This is a genomic window from Leptospira interrogans (genome assembly GCF_900156205.1).
GTDB classification, from domain to species: Bacteria; Spirochaetota; Leptospiria; order Leptospirales; family Leptospiraceae; genus Leptospira; species Leptospira interrogans.
The window spans coordinates 273,991-290,523 of the sequence record NZ_FTNA01000001.1 but is presented as its reverse complement, the minus strand read 5'-3'; the positions used below and the strand labels follow the sequence as shown (position 1 = coordinate 290,523).

General features: G+C 35.4%; 18 protein-coding genes and 1 pseudogene. 9 read left to right on the top strand and 10 right to left on the bottom strand.

What is annotated here, in order from left to right; genetic code table 11:
- Positions 1 to 65: 65 nt before the first annotated feature.
- The 4 genes from BW942_RS01275 to alr are packed head-to-tail and all read right to left on the bottom strand — an operon-like array spanning position 66 to position 4,121.
- Entirely contained in the window at positions 66 to 857 is a 792-nt protein-coding gene (locus BW942_RS01275; protein WP_000755935.1) for a magnesium and cobalt transport protein CorA, read from the bottom strand.
- A complete protein-coding gene (locus BW942_RS01270) occupies positions 854 to 1,765 on the bottom strand; it encodes a hypothetical protein (RefSeq protein WP_001012308.1) in 912 nt (303 codons plus the stop codon). Before BW942_RS01270 ends, BW942_RS01275 begins: the two co-directional genes overlap by 4 nt.
- Before the next feature lie 20 nt (positions 1,766 to 1,785).
- Entirely contained in the window at positions 1,786 to 2,931 is a 1,146-nt protein-coding gene (locus BW942_RS01265) for a 1-acyl-sn-glycerol-3-phosphate acyltransferase (protein WP_001157561.1), read from the bottom strand.
- A gap of 50 nt (positions 2,932 to 2,981) precedes the next feature.
- Entirely contained in the window at positions 2,982 to 4,121 is a 1,140-nt protein-coding gene (gene alr / locus BW942_RS01260) for an alanine racemase (RefSeq protein WP_001982425.1), read from the bottom strand.
- A gap of 113 nt (positions 4,122 to 4,234) precedes the next feature.
- Between alr and BW942_RS01255 the strand changes: the two genes are divergently transcribed.
- The 6 genes and pseudogenes from BW942_RS01255 to BW942_RS20700 form a co-directional block, all read left to right on the top strand.
- Complete coding sequence (locus BW942_RS01255; RefSeq protein ID WP_000875950.1) at positions 4,235 to 4,723, top strand: DUF2505 family protein; 489 nt, start codon at positions 4,235 to 4,237, stop codon at positions 4,721 to 4,723.
- 466 nt (positions 4,724 to 5,189) lie between these two features.
- Positions 5,190 to 5,576 carry an adenosylmethionine decarboxylase gene (gene speD / locus BW942_RS01250; RefSeq protein ID WP_000992621.1) on the top strand — a complete coding sequence of 129 codons (387 nt, stop codon included), beginning with the start codon at positions 5,190 to 5,192 and terminating at the stop codon, positions 5,574 to 5,576.
- 99 nt (positions 5,577 to 5,675) lie between these two features.
- The gene (locus BW942_RS01245) at positions 5,676 to 6,542 is read left to right on the top strand and encodes an S-adenosylmethionine decarboxylase (RefSeq protein WP_000054152.1); all 867 of its coding nucleotides are present in this window, start codon (positions 5,676 to 5,678) and stop codon (positions 6,540 to 6,542) included.
- A gap of 9 nt (positions 6,543 to 6,551) precedes the next feature.
- Entirely contained in the window at positions 6,552 to 7,394 is an 843-nt protein-coding gene (gene speE / locus BW942_RS01240) for a polyamine aminopropyltransferase (RefSeq protein ID WP_000424716.1), read from the top strand.
- A gap of 23 nt (positions 7,395 to 7,417) precedes the next feature.
- A complete protein-coding gene (gene pyrF / locus BW942_RS01235) occupies positions 7,418 to 8,233 on the top strand; it encodes an orotidine-5'-phosphate decarboxylase (protein WP_002080039.1) in 816 nt (271 codons plus the stop codon).
- Between the two features lie 88 nt (positions 8,234 to 8,321).
- Positions 8,322 to 8,434: pseudogene (locus BW942_RS20700) on the top strand (IS982 family transposase); the annotation flags it as partial.
- 30 nt (positions 8,435 to 8,464) lie between these two features.
- Here the strand turns inward: BW942_RS20700 and BW942_RS01230 are convergent.
- Positions 8,465 to 9,652: an Lcl C-terminal domain-containing protein gene (locus BW942_RS01230; protein WP_002084639.1), complete on the bottom strand. Its 1,188-nt coding sequence runs from the start codon at positions 9,650 to 9,652 to the stop codon at positions 8,465 to 8,467.
- A 752-nt stretch (positions 9,653 to 10,404) separates the two neighbouring features.
- Here BW942_RS01230 and BW942_RS01225 point away from each other — a divergent pair.
- From BW942_RS01225 to BW942_RS22195, 3 genes are all read left to right on the top strand, one after another.
- On the top strand, positions 10,405 to 10,863 hold the full coding sequence (locus BW942_RS01225) for a YqaA family protein (RefSeq protein WP_000393936.1): 459 nt from the start codon (positions 10,405 to 10,407) through the stop codon (positions 10,861 to 10,863).
- Between the two features lie 429 nt (positions 10,864 to 11,292).
- Entirely contained in the window at positions 11,293 to 11,787 is a 495-nt protein-coding gene (locus tag BW942_RS01220; RefSeq protein WP_001009545.1) for a DUF2062 domain-containing protein, read from the top strand.
- Between the two features lie 109 nt (positions 11,788 to 11,896).
- On the top strand, positions 11,897 to 12,211 hold the full coding sequence (locus BW942_RS22195) for a hypothetical protein (RefSeq protein ID WP_000577097.1): 315 nt from the start codon (positions 11,897 to 11,899) through the stop codon (positions 12,209 to 12,211).
- Positions 12,212 to 12,816: 605 nt separating this feature from the next.
- Here BW942_RS22195 and BW942_RS01210 read toward each other — a convergent pair.
- The 5 genes from BW942_RS01210 to BW942_RS01190 form a co-directional block, all read right to left on the bottom strand.
- Complete coding sequence (locus tag BW942_RS01210; protein ID WP_001031000.1) at positions 12,817 to 13,590, bottom strand: hypothetical protein; 774 nt, start codon at positions 13,588 to 13,590, stop codon at positions 12,817 to 12,819.
- A complete protein-coding gene (locus BW942_RS01205; protein ID WP_000266284.1) occupies positions 13,583 to 13,789 on the bottom strand; it encodes a hypothetical protein in 207 nt (68 codons plus the stop codon). Before BW942_RS01205 ends, BW942_RS01210 begins: the two co-directional genes overlap by 8 nt.
- Positions 13,790 to 13,843: 54 nt before the next feature.
- Entirely contained in the window at positions 13,844 to 14,473 is a 630-nt protein-coding gene (locus tag BW942_RS01200; RefSeq protein ID WP_000779912.1) for a hypothetical protein, read from the bottom strand.
- Positions 14,457 to 15,554, bottom strand: a complete 1,098-nt coding sequence (locus tag BW942_RS01195; protein WP_000103002.1) for a KamA family radical SAM protein — start codon at positions 15,552 to 15,554, stop codon at positions 14,457 to 14,459. Before BW942_RS01195 ends, BW942_RS01200 begins: the two co-directional genes overlap by 17 nt.
- 74 nt (positions 15,555 to 15,628) lie before the next feature.
- A complete protein-coding gene (locus BW942_RS01190) occupies positions 15,629 to 16,528 on the bottom strand; it encodes a phosphate ABC transporter substrate-binding protein (RefSeq protein ID WP_000768212.1) in 900 nt (299 codons plus the stop codon).
- Between the last annotated feature and the right edge of the window lie 5 nt (positions 16,529 to 16,533).

Sequence of the window (16,533 nt, the reverse complement as noted above, 5' to 3'; positions counted from 1 at the left end):
TCTTTCTCATTTTCTAACGCCGAATTCACGTTAAATTAGGGTGGAGTTTCCACATTTCAAAAAAATTAAAATTTTCTAATATTTTTCTTCCAAGGGGAAGAAGTTTTCTTTTGTGATTGTTTGGGAATTTTTTTAGAAACTTTTTTTTGTTTTTTTCCGGACGTGGACAAACCTGGAAGTTTCATTCCGGAAATTGTATATGCAAGTTCGATTAATTCTTCTAGACCTAACACGTCCATGATATGAATGTTTTTTTCAAAACCAAGGGTTCTTAAAAAGACTAAGAGGTTTTGAACACCAAACGCTTTGATCAATTTGGGAATATCTCCGATTCCTCTTTTGCGAACCCAAGCCCCGGATTGTTTAGGAGTCAATTCTCGAACGATAGGAATCAATTCAATGGTAGGGACTTTCAAAGAAAGTTCGATGAAGTTCTGAATTCCAACTTCGTTTAATAATTCGATAGATTTTTGTGTTCCTATATTTTTTAAAAGTTCGGTAGCAGATTCTTTACCGGTTTTCAGGGACATTTCCGCAATAAACTTAGCAGGAATCGAGGTGGACAATAAGACAAGATCGTCCATAGGAATACTATTTGCAAAATACGTAATGTCTTCCGGAGGAACTTTAGAAATAAGATCAACTAATGTTTCTTCTGGGATACGATTTAAAAATTCTATAATCGTTTGTTCATCCAAATTCTGGCTGATATAAAGAAGATTCTTATGATCCACTTTTTCGGAAAGAGAGTATAACTTTTCGTAACCTAAAGAACGAAATAGTTGAAAGGATTTACCAGTACCTAGTTTATCCAGATATTCTAAAGCCTTACCGATTTGATTGATTACTTTTTTCATCCAAGTACGTCCTCTAAAAGACCGGCAACCAGTTCAGTCAGAGGTTTTTGTTTATGAATGGCGAGAATATTTTCGGCGGTGGTTTTAGAAACGGAATCTCTAAAAAGAATATATTCTTTTTCAGAATAACCTAAAAATTCTTTTAGAGTTTCTCCTCTATATTCATTTAGAATTGTGTCTCTGAAACTTTCGTAGAGTTTTTCCAAATTCTTTTCTAAAATAGGATCTTTAGAAATCGCTTCTTTGAGTTTTTCCAAATGTTTTCTAAAGTCGGAAGATTCTAAATGACCTAAATCAGAAAAGCCGGTCTGAAAAAGAATTTTCAACGTGTTAGAAATAAAAATTTTACCAGTTTCACTTTCGGAAGAATTGTGAATTAACTCTGCGATCTTTTCGGTAAAACCTGGAAGTAGGGTGGAAAGAAAACCTGAGATTTGTTTTTCAAAGCCAGCGGCTTGAAACATGCTCGCCAGAGGATTGAGTTTTTTATTAAATTCTAATAATATTTTTTCTAAACCTAAAGAAAACATCTCTTGAATGGGAGATTGATTTAAAATTTTCATCAGAAAAAATTTGGACGGAGCTGCTACGGTTCCAGTGGCGAATTTTAAAATTGCTTCTTGAGTTTCCAAACTCATAACATCTGAAGCAGAATGGAAAGGAAAAGTTTCTGTAATATTAATTTCTTTTAATATAGTTTTAATCTTATCTTCTGGAATTTTAATACCATTTAAGGATTCTAAAGAGAAGAAAATTTTCTCGGGCATTAATTCTTTGAGAGTAGAATCAAAGAGTAGGTCAAAGATCCGATGGATACTTTTCTGTAATTTTTCAGGATCTTCGATCCAGATTTTTGCCGCGGATCGATATTCTCTTTTTGAGGAAAATAACCGCTTCCAAAAATTCATTCTAATTTCGTATCCTTGATTTAAGTTAAAGAAATAAAAATTTTATCCAGCTCAGGTTTATGATAAGTAAGCTGATTTGAATGATACAAAAGTATATTTCTTTTTTTTAAATTTCTAATATCATTTCCTTCCTGCTGAATCAGTTTTTCGGTTCCAAGAATCTCTCCATTTCCGTTCAGTTTTAGAAGTTTACTTTCCAACCCTTTTTTTAAAATGTTTTGAAATGTATCTTCCAAATGGGAAGAAAATAACTTTCCAGAAACGTGAATTTCTTTTCCTCTTTTTTTGATTTCTGTAGCAAAGTTTTGTAACCGTTTAAAAAGTACTTCTTTTCCGATCGCAGCTTCGGTACTCAGTCGCATTAAAATCATAGAAAGAAGATTGCCGGGAGTAACTACATAATTTTTTCCTAATCTTTCTTTTACTATGCTAATTACCTCGTCGCTATTTATATTTTCGGGGATTTCAAAATTTTCTCCGTAAGCGATGTGGAGTTGTGTTTTTTTTGCAGAGATATAATCGTATGTAAGGGTGAACGAAATAAAATGAACGTCTTTAATTTTTGTGCGAATAAAATAGACCCCTTTTTTGATCTGATTCAGATAACCGTCATGGTTGTAGGTTCCTTCCGGAAATAAAAAAAGATTTCTACCGGAAGAGACTCTCTCGATTAAAGAGCTCCATTCTTGATCAACCATGTTTCTGAGTTCTCCGCTTTTTAGAAGTTCTCTAGCGTTGTCGCGAAATGGACGTTTGACGGGGAAACATCCGATGTATTTTAAGAAAATCGGAATTAGATTTGTTTTATCAATCATTCCTAAAATCAGTTTTAAAGTACCTTTAGGCCTAAATTCTTTGACTAAAAAATCTTTTTTAAGTATGTCTTCTCTTGCGGGAATTGCAAATTTAATTTTAGGTTGAACCACTCTATGGATTACTGAGAGAGCGGGAACATCCCCTTCTTCAACGTGATTTCCCATAATGACGGTAGGATAGGGAGCTCGTAGAATTTTATCATGATTGTTTTGAGAAAAGTATTCTTCGATAGAATCAAAAAAAATACCCGTAGTTTTATATACTATACCGATCAACCAGTTATAAGTATTTGTGGAATGAACGATTTGAGTCGTACCCGAATTTTTGTCGATAACTGAGTTCTCTTGCATGCAACCCTTGTAATTTTGGAATACAAGATAAACTAAGAAAGGAATCGTTTCTAGTCTACTACAATCCTGGGAATAGATTCGCTGATTCTGGTCATGACCTCGTAGTTAATGGTATGAGTTCTATCTGCTAAATCGTCTGCGGTGATAGATTCTTCTCCGTCTTGTCCTATAATCGTAACAATACTACCTACTTCCGCGCCAGGAATATGAGTAACGTCTAACATAGTCATATTCATACAAATACGACCGATAATTCGGGCTTTTTTACCAAGAACCAACATATCACCGTTGCTAGAAAGTTTTCGATCCAGACCTTCGTAATAACCAACAGGAACGATAGCAACTTTTGTAGGATACGAAGTTTGAAATGTGGAGCCGTAACCGATATAACTGTCTGCAGGATGATATTGGATATGAACGATTCTGGATTTCCAAGAAAGAATGGGGTTTAGTTGAAAGTTTTTATTTCCAGTAAGGTTTAAAGAGAGTCTGGTCTGAATACTAGGCCAAAGACCATACAAAGAGATACCGATTCGTACCATATCAAAATGAGCATTTGGAAACAACATCGTAGAAGCTGAGGCGCAGGCATGTCGGATTAAATGATTATAACCAAAGGACTTAGCAAGAAAAATTGCTTCTTCGAACTTTTGAGTCTGCATAAGAGAATATTTATGTTCTAATACGTCTTCCGTACTAGCAAAATGGGTGCAGATACCGCCAAGTGTAATTCCTACGTTCTTCAATTCGCTTAACGTCTGTTTTAAAGTTTCTCCGTGACTCCCTAACCTACCCATACCGGTATCAATTTTGAGATGAAGTTTAGGAGCGGGTAAAAAGGAAGAAAGTATACGAGCTGTTTCCGGTCTTGAAAAAACGATCCAGAAATTGGGATCAGATAACACGTTCTTTCTTTTTTCTGGATTTTGAATTTCTCCCATAATCAAAATTGGAATTTTAGAATCGATGTTACGGATAAGAAGCGCTTCTTCGATTGAGTTGACTCCGATGCGTGAAATCCCCGCTTCAATACAAAGTCTGGTCATAGGTTCGATACCGTGACCGTATGCGTTGGATTTTAAAATCGCGGTCAATGTAGAGTTGGGACGTAAAATGGATCGAAAGTTATCTAAATTGTTACTCAGAGAACGTTTCGAAATTTCAATCCAGGAAGAATAGGTATCTTTCATTGAACTACTACCAGAATTAATGTCTTGCAAATTCTTCCTATAGTTTTTTATTAACTGGATTGAAAAACAAAACGTTCCGGAAGGAATGTGCGAGAACTTATCAAGAGGTCCGGATGAAATATAAGGTAGTTCAACAATTTCCCGTCCCGTTGCAAAATCTGTTAAAAGCGAGAGAGGATCGATATAAATATTTAGATAAGTTTCCGGAATTAAAAAACGTAGAACTTATAGAAGAGAAAAAAGAAGGTAACTTAGTCTATCAAAAACGCAAAGTAAAACTTGCAGAGTCCATGCCAAAGGTGCTTGCAACACTATTGTCCGATCCATCTTTATTAGAAAATTCAACATTCAATTTAGAAACCAATACTCACGAGTTCACTTTAGCTCCTCCAGGAAACGAAAATATACTGAAGATCAGCGGGGTTTCCGTTTATAAGGAGTTAGGCCCTGACAAATCCGAAAGAAGTTACGATGTAGAAGTGAAGTCGGGAGTGTTTTTAATGGGCGCAGCGATTGAAGCGGTTATTGAAGAAGTACATAAACATTCTTTGGAAAAAGATAGGAATTCCATATCTGAATTTTTAAAATCATATCAAAGTTAAAAACACCAAGGTTTTGATCCGTTAAAACAGGGCGATTGCTCCCAAAATTTCATTGTAATCAAGGCTAACGACCTGAAATGCAATTATGAAAAGGTTTCCTTGAATTCTTTTGAGATGGGTTTTAACAAGATGAAACTTGAAACTAAAAAGAATCAAATTGGGTTTCTATAAAAGATCTTTAAGAATAAAATAAAAAGTGTTTCAAGAGGAAGCGAATATAAGAATCTCTTAAAGGTTATCATTGGGATACGTGAAGTAAAACCAATCACAAAGATTCGTTTTAGTCTTATGAAAGGTAGTTTGCATTACTTCCTTATAGAAGGTTTTTTCCTTCTTTTTGTAGGATTCTAGATCTAAATGAAGTCCAAAAAAATAAAATAAAATTTACAGTCAGAGTTGACAAAAAAATATAGTGAAAATCATTCTCGATTCTTAATCTAAATGTTCTTCTGGAGGTGTCTAGGAGTTGAACGCATTGGGAAAACATGTAATCGCCGAATTTTATGAATGCGATTATGAAACCATTAACAACCACGAATTAGTTGAGGACATCATGTTAAAGTCCGTTGACCTGTCAGGTGCCACGACGATTAAGTCGGTTTTTCATAGGTTCAGTCCGTATGGAGTGAGCGGCGTGGTTGTTGTTAGTGAATCCCATTTTGCGATTCATACCTGGCCCGAATACGGTTATTGTGCCGTGGACGTATTTACCTGTGGGGATCTCATTGATAATCAGGCTGCCCTGGATTATCTAAAAGAGAAATTTGGCTCGAAAAACGTTTCCGTTGTGGAAATGAAACGTGGTGTACTGAACTTAGGCGTAGACCTTCATCACAAGCCAGTTGGGAATTAAAGTCTCCACCCATAAATCCAAAATTATGATAAGCGGATCTATTTCTTCGCTTTTAGGCGGAGAGCACCCTTATTTTATAAACTTAGAGAGGTAAAGACGATGAGTCTGAAAACCAGAGAAACACAAAAATTAGTTACCCGTTTTTCTTATCTCAGAAATTCTCTTGAGATTCAAACTACCGATTCAGGAGAAACGTATCTCTCTACAAGAGAACCTATTCCTGTTGGAGAAGTTGTAGCCGTATGGGGAGGTAAGGCGGTTCATAAAGATGAACTGGCTGGCCTTTCTGGGTTATCTACTCCGCATCGTGTCAATCGAGACTTTTATTTAGTTTCTCCTTTGCACGATGATGGTATCGATTCGATCCATCTGATTCGACAAAAAGAGGATGCGAATTGTGGTTACCAGGGAGATATTACTTTGGTGGCACTAAGAGACATTGCTGCAGGAGAAGAGGTTTCTTTTCATCCTGCGATGCATTCTCCGGAGCTTGCGCTTTCAAAAGGAAAGAATTCAGACGCTTTTCGTACTCGATTTTATAAACATTTTCCGACCTATATCCAATCTCAGATAGATTCTAACGAAGAATTGAAAGTGCATCCTGCTTTTGTAGAAGGGGCTTGGGGACTTTTGACTTCGATTGATCTTGAATCTTGTAATCCTGCTTTAATTCGGGATGCAGATGCGATCAGACGTTATGTTTTGGAACTTTGCGATCTTATAGAGATGAAACGTTTTGGTGAAACTGTAGTAGTTCATTTCGGAGAAGATGAAAGAGTCGCAGGATATTCGATGTTTCAGTTAATTGAAACGTCTTGTATTTCGGCTCATTTTGCGAATGAGACGAATACTTCTTATATAGATATTTTCTCTTGTAAGTGTTATGATCCAAAGGTAGCTGCTGAGTTTACCCGTAAATTTTTTCAAGGTGATGCCATGAGACTCACCGTGACTAACCGTTTCTAAGGAAAGTTGATGGAACTTTGGTTAGACGAAGCATTAGAACTTAAAAACGGACGTGCGCTTAAAATCAAGGTAAAGGAGTTCCTGCATTCAAGGACCACTCCTTTTCAAAAAATAGACGTATTCGAATCTGTTGGTTTCGGAAGAATGTTCACTCTAGATGGAGTAGTCATGATGACCGAAGCGGATGAATTTGCGTATCATGAGATGATCGTTCATGTTCCTATGATGAGTCATCCAAATCCGGAAAAGGTTTTGGTGATTGGAGGTGGGGACGGAGGAACGGTTCGCGAGGTTCTCAAACACCCTTCGGTAAAAGAAGTTCATCTTTGTGAAATTGATAAGGGTGTAATCGATGTATGTTACGAGTATTTTCCTGAAATCGCAAACGCGATGAAAGATCCTCGCGTAAAACACGCCTATGAAGACGGGGCTAAATACGTAAAAGATTATCAGAATTATTTCGATTGTATCATGGTAGATTCTTCTGATCCGGTTGGTCCTGCAGAGGTTCTTTTTAAAAGACCATTCTATGAAACTATGGCTAACTGTTTAAAAGAAGGCGGAATTTGCACGACTCAAGGGGAAAGCTTTTACTATCACGGGTCGATTATTCGCGAACTATTTAATTTTATTCCAGAGATTTTTAAACATTGTGGTTACTACTACACAGTAGTTCCGACCTATCCTTCTGGGATCATTGGATTTACCTACTGTTCCAAAGGTCCTGATCCGTACACTGTAGTTCCTGATCCCCAAAGAGTTCCGCAGGGATTAAAGTATTATTCTGCAGAAATGCACAAAGCGGCGTTTGTACTTCCACAATTTGCGCAGAAACATATCGTTCGAAAATAAAATTTCTGTATTTGGGAGGGAAAATGAATTTCCAAAGTAAATTCCTAACCCGAAGCCAATCTTTAAAGTCTCTTCTTTGTGTTGGATTGGACCCTGACTTTGACAAACTCCCCGAAATTGTTAAACGAAGTCCAGAGCCACTTGTACAGTTTTGCAAGGAAATTATAAATGCAACCGCTTCCTACGCAGTTGCGTACAAACCGAATATCGCGTTTTTTGAAGTATTTGGCTCTTCCGGAATCAGACAGTTCGAAAAAGTAATTGGACATCTCAAAAGTAATTACCCTCAGATTCCGATCGTAGCTGACGTCAAACGAGGGGATCTAGACAATACTGCGAGACAATACGCGAAATATTATTTTGGAGATTTGCAGGTGGATAGCCTGACACTTTCTCCTTATATGGGTTTGGATTCGATTCGCCCTTTTTTAGAATATCAAGATTATCTTATATTCTGGCTTTGTTTAACTTCTAATCCTGATTCGGCTCAATTTCAAAAAAAAAGATTTTCCGAAACGGGACGTACTCTTTACGAAGAGGTTGTTTACGTAGCTAACTTGGTCGCTATCTCAAATTTAGGATTTGTTGTAGGTGCAACCAGTCCTTCCGAATTGGAAACACTTCGAACACAAAACCCGAATCGGATCTTTTTAATACCTGGTTTTGGCGCTCAGGGTGCAAAACTAGAAAATCTTTTACCAGTATGTGGACGTAACTCGTTGATTAATTCTTCGAGGGGGATTCATTTTGCATCTAACGGATCGGATTTTGCAGCACGTGCAGGCCAAGAAGCCGAAAAGATTCATAAGATGATGCAGACTCATTTTATTGGATTATAATATTCTTCGAAAGTTTTTAAAATTAGAGTCTGTTCTAAAATTACCGATCTATTATATGATTTCTTCAGATGTTTAAGGAAAAGCTTTTAATTGGGCCGTTAACCTATTAAGCAGTTAAGTTGTATTTTCCTTTTTTCCAAAAAACCTTCTTTGAATTTAAGATCTAAAGACAATTTCCAACTTTTAACTTCTTTAGGCTAAATTCACGTTAACTTATAAACAATAGCAAGATCAGAAGGTAGTTACACAACGGGCATGCAGATTACCAGACTTATCTGATGTAGCAACTATACCATTTCCAAAAGCGACAGCTATAGCTAAACTTTTATTGCTATCATATGTAGTAGAGGTCCAATATCCTGAAGGATTGGGTGTGTTTGGAAAAAAAGTAGTATCGATTGTGGGCAAAATCGGATTAGGGTCACTATAATCTATGATACTTAAAAGTTCGTTTATATTCGGTAACCTCCAAACTCTTCCCGGCACTAAAACTTTACCATTGCAGTTACCACGCGCCTGATTCCAATCTAAGCTCCCTATACCTCCAAACATACATCCTACTCCTCCTTGTCCTTCTGAACATTGAGCCCAAAGAAGTCCAGTATTTAGGTCTCGAATTGTCCCATCTCCTTGATCTACAAAAGAAGTTGCAGGCATCGCGTTTCCGGAAACACAACGCAAATAAATAGAGGTTGCTTGTGCTGTGCTAAGAATCCTTACGTCCATAGGTGGTGCAACTGAAAAGTCTATCGCCCAATTGTTGCCTGCTGCCCTAGCATCTATTGTGCTAGTCATATAAGGCCTTCCGGTAAATGTCCTAGAAGGAAAAAAAGCATTCTCAATATGAGGATTATTTGTGTAGTGAACGATAGATGCTAATTCTCTTACTGTAGGGATTCTCCAATTGGTTCTGCCAGCATATCCTTCTCCACTGTTGAGAGTATTCAACTCGGTACAACTTCCAGAAAGTCCTGCATTCGCATTTGCCCAGTTAATTGGAGCCGCAACACTACCAGAACAGTCTGAACCAGTCTGGCCTTGTGCACAGGCCTTCCAAGTAAGTCCATGCAAAGGATCGAATATAGTATAATCGGAAGTAAATTTACAGTGTTGGGTCGGTCCTACAAAACTGCGAGCATTTGGAACATTATTAAAATCTCCATCAGCGCCTGGCAGCCACAGTGCACAAGTTTGAACGGTTCCAGCTCCATTCCAACAAAGAGTTTGGCCAGTATCAAAGATTGCCCCTGGATTAAAAGGACCAGCAGGAGCAGGGCATTGGGAGTTATTTCCCTGATTTTCAGTAGAATTTACATTTTGCAAATACTGTAATATAAAGTAGGGCGGATCAAGAACGGCGGGGGACTTTATACAAAAACTGAAAAAAAGTAGGGCTATAAAAATAAAATACTTATACATAACTTTGTTTAATTGTCTATTTATTAAAGCTGGAAGAGTTCGAAAAATAGGATTCACTTTATAGTATGATCTATTTTTTTATTCATTCAGTTCAGATTTCTAAGATAAGTATTTTATTTTTAGGCTTATAAGATACGAAATTTAAAATTCAAAATTTTCAGATTATATTTTGATTTTGTAGTAAGTAGATTTTTGAAAACTAAAAGTGAATTTTAAGAAACTGTTTAAGTGTTTTTTATGAAAATTGGCCGTTTTTTGCTAAACCCTATACAATAGTAGAATACTGTAGGTTTGAAACAAATTCCGTTTAAAAGCAGAGATTTTAGTATTAGAGTTGTTGAAAAATTAATTCTCTATCTTGTTTCTGTTTCATGAAATGCTCGATTGAAGCAGTTTGCTAATTGCCGCTATAGAATTTTTCAATAATTCTATTTTATAGTTTTGAGTCGTAACTTGATTAAGCCAAGTTAATCTCTATCGTCTTCTAAAAAGACAATATTGGTTCCAAAACATTGAACGTTTTTAAATTAAGTATTTAACAATTGAAAGTACTTACGAACCTAAACTTATGTTCTTGTTCACAGTTAAATTTTTAAGAACAGACTTTTGAATTCGTATTCAATAAAAACTACTGCAGATGATATATTTGGTTTTTATTCTTCTATACAAGTATCTGTCGATAGAATTTTGATTCAAATCAAAGAGTTGGTAAATTACGAAATATTCAACTGTAAGTTGAAAGGATAGTTGTTTTGGAGTTTGAAGGAAATATTTGGAGAATTTTTTCTGAACTGATTGCCATGTATGGCGGTGTTGGTCTTGCGTTCGTCTCTTTTGTGTCGGCGACCATTCTTCCGTTTAGCTCCGAAGCTGCTTTGGTTCTTGCACTTGTTTCAGGACTCCCTACTTATGAGGCAGTTGTTTGGGCTTCATTTGGAAATTGTACCGCTTGTATCGTGAATTATTTTCTTGGTTATAGTTCGGAAACTCTTGTTCATAAAAAGCTGGAATCTTCATCAACGTTTCAAAGTCTGTATCAAAAAATAAAAATTTTTGGTTGGCCGGTTTTATTATTATCCTTTTTACCCGTTGTAGGTGATCCTATCACTATTCTTTCGGGTTTTTTTAGACAAAGATTATGGTTATTTGTAAGTATTGTGTTTACTTTACGAATTGTTCGTTACATTCTTTTAGCCATTCTTTTTGAATAGATCATAAAAGTTTGAATTTGGTGTTTCTGAAAAATTTATTTTACAACTGAAAAATAAAAAGAAATATGGAAACTCTTACAAATTTCGATTTTACAAAAATTTTTGTGATTCTTTTAAATTCACGTTATTTTAAATCGACTTGCGTATTTATGATCTGTAATTTAAACGAAGATATTACTTTTCCTTTATGTAGTTGTAGCTTTTATATATATACTATTTGATTCGTTTTATTATTCATAACTATATAATAAAGTACTTAATATTTTATATGGAGCTAGGGTTTTGTGTTAAAATTAACGGTACTCAATTTTATAGAGATCAGTATTAATTCCTAATTATATAGACCGTAATTTTGGAACAAATCTTAGTTTAAAAGCAAACCTTTCTTTGAATATTCTACTATATGGTTTTTGAGTCAGAGGCGGACATTTGAATTTTAAATTTTTTCGAATCCTAAAAGTTTTTTCTCCAAGAAATATAATCGAAGTTCTTAAAAAAGAACTGAAATCTGGAATTACTCCGGAAAAAATTTCATTAAGTATCGTTATTGGTGCAGGAATGGGTGTGTTTCCTTTAATTGGTACGACTATGGCTCTTTGTGGAATTTTAGGCGTGTTGTTTCGACTCAATCCGGTTGCAATTCAGTTGGCGAATTATCTCGTTTATCCTTTACAAATTATTTTGATCTTTCCGTTTTTAAAAACAGGTTCTATTGTTACCTCTACTCCTTTGGATTTAAGTTGGGCGGAACGTATTTCTTTGGATAACGTTTCCGTAATTGCGAAAGGAATATTCGATGTTGCTGCCTTTGCGGTATTAGGTTGGTTGATTTGGGTTCCGAGTGCTTCTATTGTTCTTTATTTTCTTCTTTTACCGTTTTTGAAAAAGATAAGTAAATTATTTTATTCTAAAAAAATTCAGTAAACTTCTATTAAATAAATTTTTTTGTAAAAACAAGATGCAGGAACCCTGTGTTTTTGATTTTTAGAGACAAACAATTCAATAGAATTTTTGAAAAAATCCATATCTACAAATGATTTTTCCCATTCGTTTTAATGAAAAAAACAGAAGAAAATTAATTTTTCAACAATCTAGCAAAAAGAGCATAAATAAGTTTCTAAAATTGCTAGTTCAATGTTATTCACGCGAATTCGTGGAGAAAATCTTGGTGAATAAGAAACTCAATACTACTTTTGATGAATTACATATAATAATTACTTTCGCATTAATTATATCAATCTCGCGTTATTCAAACATAACGTTCAAAAAATTCCATAAAGATAGTGTCATTTACTCAACGTGGGTTCGGTGTAATGAATTCATTTTTCTGATAAAAGTTGGAATTTGAACTTTACAGATCGATTCTTAAAATGTGGGAACTACCACATGAATATTCTTAGGTTAGAAAATTTATTTTAAATTTTAATACGGACAAATGCGACGTAATTTGTAGGAACTACTGCAAACTTAAATTTTACAGTGAAATTTTAAAATGTAGGAACTCATACTTTTAGAAAATTCTTTTTCATTTTTTACGCCAAACTCACGTTACTTACAATCTTTCTTTTGGTTCGAGGAGGGTCTGATTATTACGGCAAAGATACTAAAACTATTTATAGGTAAAATCAATAGAGTTGTTGAAAAATTCCATAGTGACGATTAACAAAACTGCTTCAATTGCCGGTTTCCATAAAATAGAAACAGATGGAGAATTAATTTTTCAACAATTCTATTATAAAGCCTTGTTTCAGTGCAAAATACTAGGTATTTTTTATAAAATTCTGGGTAGGTAAATTCACATTAGTTGAGTTATGAATTTTATCTGTCTTCCGTTTTGGTTTTTAGAAATAAGCAAAAATTTTTAATTTGGTAGTATATTTATATTCCCGAATATATTGTATTTATAATATATTTAGAAACAGTGGTGAAAAATAAAGAATTAAATCTTTGGTTCTAATAATTCAATTTAAGAATTTTAATTTCTTTTTCTTCAAACCGAATTGTGTCTTTGAGATTTTGAAATCTCTCTGCGGAAAAGGGATTTTGATGATTTCGGATTTCAGTTTTTAATTTTAAAATTTCTTCATATAGATTCAAAATTTCTAAAATATTTTCGTCTGCTTCCTTGTAGTAAAGTCCGCGTATCATAGCAATGAGTCGGGTGGGCACATCCGCGTAAACGATTTCTATCCAACTTAAGTCTTCTATCTCTTTGAAAACCCAACTTTGAAGATAAAGAGCAATCAGTCTTTCCATTCTTAGGATTTCTTCTTTTGTGTTTCTAGGAGAAATACTTTTGTAAAAACGGTATCTCTTTTTTAAATGTTTTACTCCGGTAATTGAATCTATTGTCTGAGTTTTGAGTTTTGCCCATTCTCGAGTAAGAAGAGGAAAGGAAGTTTTTCCAAAAAAGGGTTCTCCCAATTCGCATAAATGGGCCGCAGAAGGTTCGAAAACACGAAGTCTTGCCAAAAAAGAATCTATATCCGCAGTAACGAGTTGAACTGGAGCAATTTCTTCTAAAGGACTTAGGATTGCGTTGATTTCTCTTAAAAACGTACTCTTCAATTGATCACTTGGATCTGCCAAAAGAAAAAAGTTAAAATCGGACGAATCCTTAAAATCTCCTCTTTGTCTAGATCCATAAAAAAGAATTTCGAACGGTTTTAGGGAAAATACGGTTTGTAGATTTTGTTTGATCGACTCCATCTTTCCCTCTTTATTCAAAAAATAATTTCATTCTCGAAAGATTTTCTAGAATCGCTTCGTAAGCTTTATCTCTTTCCGTAGGGCTACGAAACGGCAGGGATTTGATATGGTTTAGATCGTTGTAAATGATCTCTATCGAATTGGAAGATTGGTTTTTTTTGATCGTGGATATATAATCCAGGTTGATGATTTCTGAATCTCCCAGTTTCAACCACATACTAGATCCTTGCAAAGGATAGAATACGGATCTGTACGGAATTGGTCAAGAAGACTAAAAAATTCTGAGCCCTTTACGGATATTTTCATGAAATTCTTTTCCAAGTAAGACAGGATTTTTTCCCGAATCGTTTTTAAAGTCCGTTTCAAACACAAAAATAAAGGATTCTTTTTGCCATTCCCATCGAATATAACAACTTTCATTATGAGTTCCGGTTAAAACGCTAGCCCTTGAGTCGTTTGGCATGGAAAAATATTGATATTGTTTGTTTTGAAGTGAATTCAATTCTTCTGCGGTTAAAATATGTTTGAAATCGATCTGATTGTCTTCCGTATAAGAGGATGCTTTGATCCTTCCAAATTGATTTTCAGAAGAACGGATCGTAAAATCGTAAAATAGACCTCTTGCAAATAGTTTCCCTGTTTCGTGTAAGATGATTCCTTCGGAAGTGTCATAGACCACGTCGTAATTAAGTCTTAGGTATCTAGGTGTTTCAATGGAGGAAGAAGCCCCTTGACTTTCCGGTGTTTTACAAACAAATAAAAATCCAAATAACAAAAACGACGAGATAAGTCGTTTGAAAAATAGGAAATAAATTTCTTTTGAATAAAGTAAGAATGGACTCAATATTTTTGCGTCTTGAAACACGCAGTAAAATTGATTTCGCTTAATAACTAATTTCATAAAGTTCATCCTGATAATTTCGAAATATATAAGAATGATCTGTTTTTTCCGCCAAATAAGAAGTGGGAAGAGGAACCTTACCTCCACCACCGGTCAAATCCACTACATACAAAGGAACCGATAGTCCGGAAATTCTCCCACGTATCTGTTTCATAATTTCCACACCTTTTTCTATCTCGACGCGAAAACTTCCGCTTCCCCATACCTCGTCACACTGATGTAGGTAATAAGGTTTGATTCCGATTGCGGTAAGTCCGTAAAACAGTTCCTTTAACGTTTCGGCGGAATCATTGATTCCCTTTAAAAGAACTCCTTGGTTCAAAACCATCGTGTTCCCTTCTTGAATAAGAAGAGAGATCCTTTCTCGAACAAGAGGGGTAATTTCTTTTGGATGATTAAAATGAGTGACTATATAAATTGGAAAGTGTCTTTTGAGAACAGCGCATAACGAAGAATCGATTCTCATTGGAAGAGTTACTGGGTATCTGGAATGAATTCTAACTTGATTGATATGTGGAATAGATTTTAATTCTTTTAGAAGATAATCCAACTTATCGTCAGAAAGATTCAAGGGATCTCCACCCGAAAGGATCACTTCTTTGATTTCTTTGTGAGACCAAAAATAATCTAAAGCCTGGTCCCAGTCTTCTTGGCCGGGAGTATGGGAAGATTTGCTAACTTTTCTTTTGCGAGTACAGAATCTACAATAAACCGCACATACATGGGAAAGATACCAAAGAACTCGATCCGGATATCTATGTGTGACTCCTTTGACCGGCATAAATGTTTCTTCGGATAGTGGGTCTTGTTTTTCAAAACCGTTACGAATCAACTCTTCTTGGTGTGGAACGATTTGAAGTCGGATTGGACAATTTGGATCTTTTGGGGCTGCGAGGCCGAGATAATATGGCGTGACGGAAAATTCAAAAAATTGAGAGCAGGCTTCGAAAGAGAGAATTTCTTTTTCCGAAAGTTCAAGAAATTCGGACAGGTGGGTTCGTGTTTTGATTCTGTTTTGAATCTGCCATTTCCAATTCAGCCATTTTGAAGTAGTTTCTAAACTGGATGAAAACGTAGACATGAAAAATTGACTCCGAATTTGATTCTACTAAAACCATCCTAGTATCGTTCGGAGAGTCAACTACGAACCGGATTCTACTTTTTGACTTCTACTTCTACGGTTGGGAGTGTTCCTCTTAAATATCCACTTTTTAGAATTGTCTTTTGTCCTTCTTCGCCCGTAACATACGTAATGAAGTCGTCTATTTTTTGACCGTGGTCGGAAAGATAAAATAAATAAAGTCCTCTGGAAAGTTCATACTTTCGATTATACACGTTTTCTATGCTAGGTACTACAAAAGGATCTTTACCGGAAAGAGAATATTCTAGAGCGCGTACTCTGCCTTTGTTTTCAAAAAGAGCGCTCCCCATTCCCATAAAACCGATCGCGTTTGGATTGGAATCAATTTCCGCTGCCATTGAGTCGTTATCTGAGACGATTTTAGCCATTTTTGAATATATTACATTTTTCCTTGTCTCAAAATTTTTACTTCCTAAGTCTTTTTGTTTGAGAACGTGGGTTTCAAAATAGGATGCGGTTCCAGATTTATCGTTTCTAATGATCACGTCTATTTTTCCGGGTTTACCTCCGATCTTGGACCAATCTGAAATTTCTCCCGAAAAAATTTTAGAAGCGATTTCCAAACTGATTTTACGGATCGGATTGGATGGATGAACGATGATGGCAATTCCATCATAGGCTATGGTAAGTGATTCAAACTTGCCTTTGGAATCAAATTCTTTGAGCTCTGTTTCGGTAAGTGGTCTACTGGCTGCAGCAATATCAGTTTTACCTTGAAATAATTTTTCAATACCTTCGATCGATCCACCACCTTGAACTACTACTTGGATTCCGGATTTCTTTCGAGTATATTCCAAGCCGATCATCTGAAGCATTACGTGCATCGTTTCCGAACCCGTGACGGTGATTGTTTCTTTGGGTTTACAATTTCCTATAAGAATAATTGCAACTAGGATTATAAACTTGAGTTTCATACTTT

Bases quoted from the DNA above. Each gene is read 5' to 3' on its own strand.
- BW942_RS01275 (WP_000755935.1), bottom strand. From the start codon at position 857: ATGAAAAAAGTAATCAATCAAATCGGTAAGGCTTTAGAATATCTGGAT.
- BW942_RS01270 (WP_001012308.1), bottom strand. From the start codon at position 1,765: ATGAATTTTTGGAAGCGGTTATTTTCCTCAAAAAGAGAATATCGATCC.
- BW942_RS01265 (WP_001157561.1), bottom strand. From the start codon at position 2,931: ATGCAAGAGAACTCAGTTATCGACAAAAATTCGGGTACGACTCAAATC.
- alr (WP_001982425.1), bottom strand. From the start codon at position 4,121: ATGAAAGATACCTATTCTTCCTGGATTGAAATTTCGAAACGTTCTCTG.
- BW942_RS01255 (WP_000875950.1), top strand. From the start codon at position 4,235: ATGAAATATAAGGTAGTTCAACAATTTCCCGTCCCGTTGCAAAATCTG.
- BW942_RS01245 (WP_000054152.1), top strand. From the start codon at position 5,676: ATGAGTCTGAAAACCAGAGAAACACAAAAATTAGTTACCCGTTTTTCT.
- speE (WP_000424716.1), top strand. From the start codon at position 6,552: ATGGAACTTTGGTTAGACGAAGCATTAGAACTTAAAAACGGACGTGCG.
- pyrF (WP_002080039.1), top strand. From the start codon at position 7,418: ATGAATTTCCAAAGTAAATTCCTAACCCGAAGCCAATCTTTAAAGTCT.
- BW942_RS01230 (WP_002084639.1), bottom strand. From the start codon at position 9,652: ATGTATAAGTATTTTATTTTTATAGCCCTACTTTTTTTCAGTTTTTGT.
- BW942_RS22195 (WP_000577097.1), top strand. From the start codon at position 11,897: ATGATTTTTCCCATTCGTTTTAATGAAAAAAACAGAAGAAAATTAATT.
- BW942_RS01205 (WP_000266284.1), bottom strand. From the start codon at position 13,789: ATGTGGTTGAAACTGGGAGATTCAGAAATCATCAACCTGGATTATATA.
- BW942_RS01200 (WP_000779912.1), bottom strand. From the start codon at position 14,473: ATGAAATTAGTTATTAAGCGAAATCAATTTTACTGCGTGTTTCAAGAC.
- BW942_RS01195 (WP_000103002.1), bottom strand. From the start codon at position 15,554: ATGTCTACGTTTTCATCCAGTTTAGAAACTACTTCAAAATGGCTGAAT.
- BW942_RS01190 (WP_000768212.1), bottom strand. From the start codon at position 16,528: ATGAAACTCAAGTTTATAATCCTAGTTGCAATTATTCTTATAGGAAAT.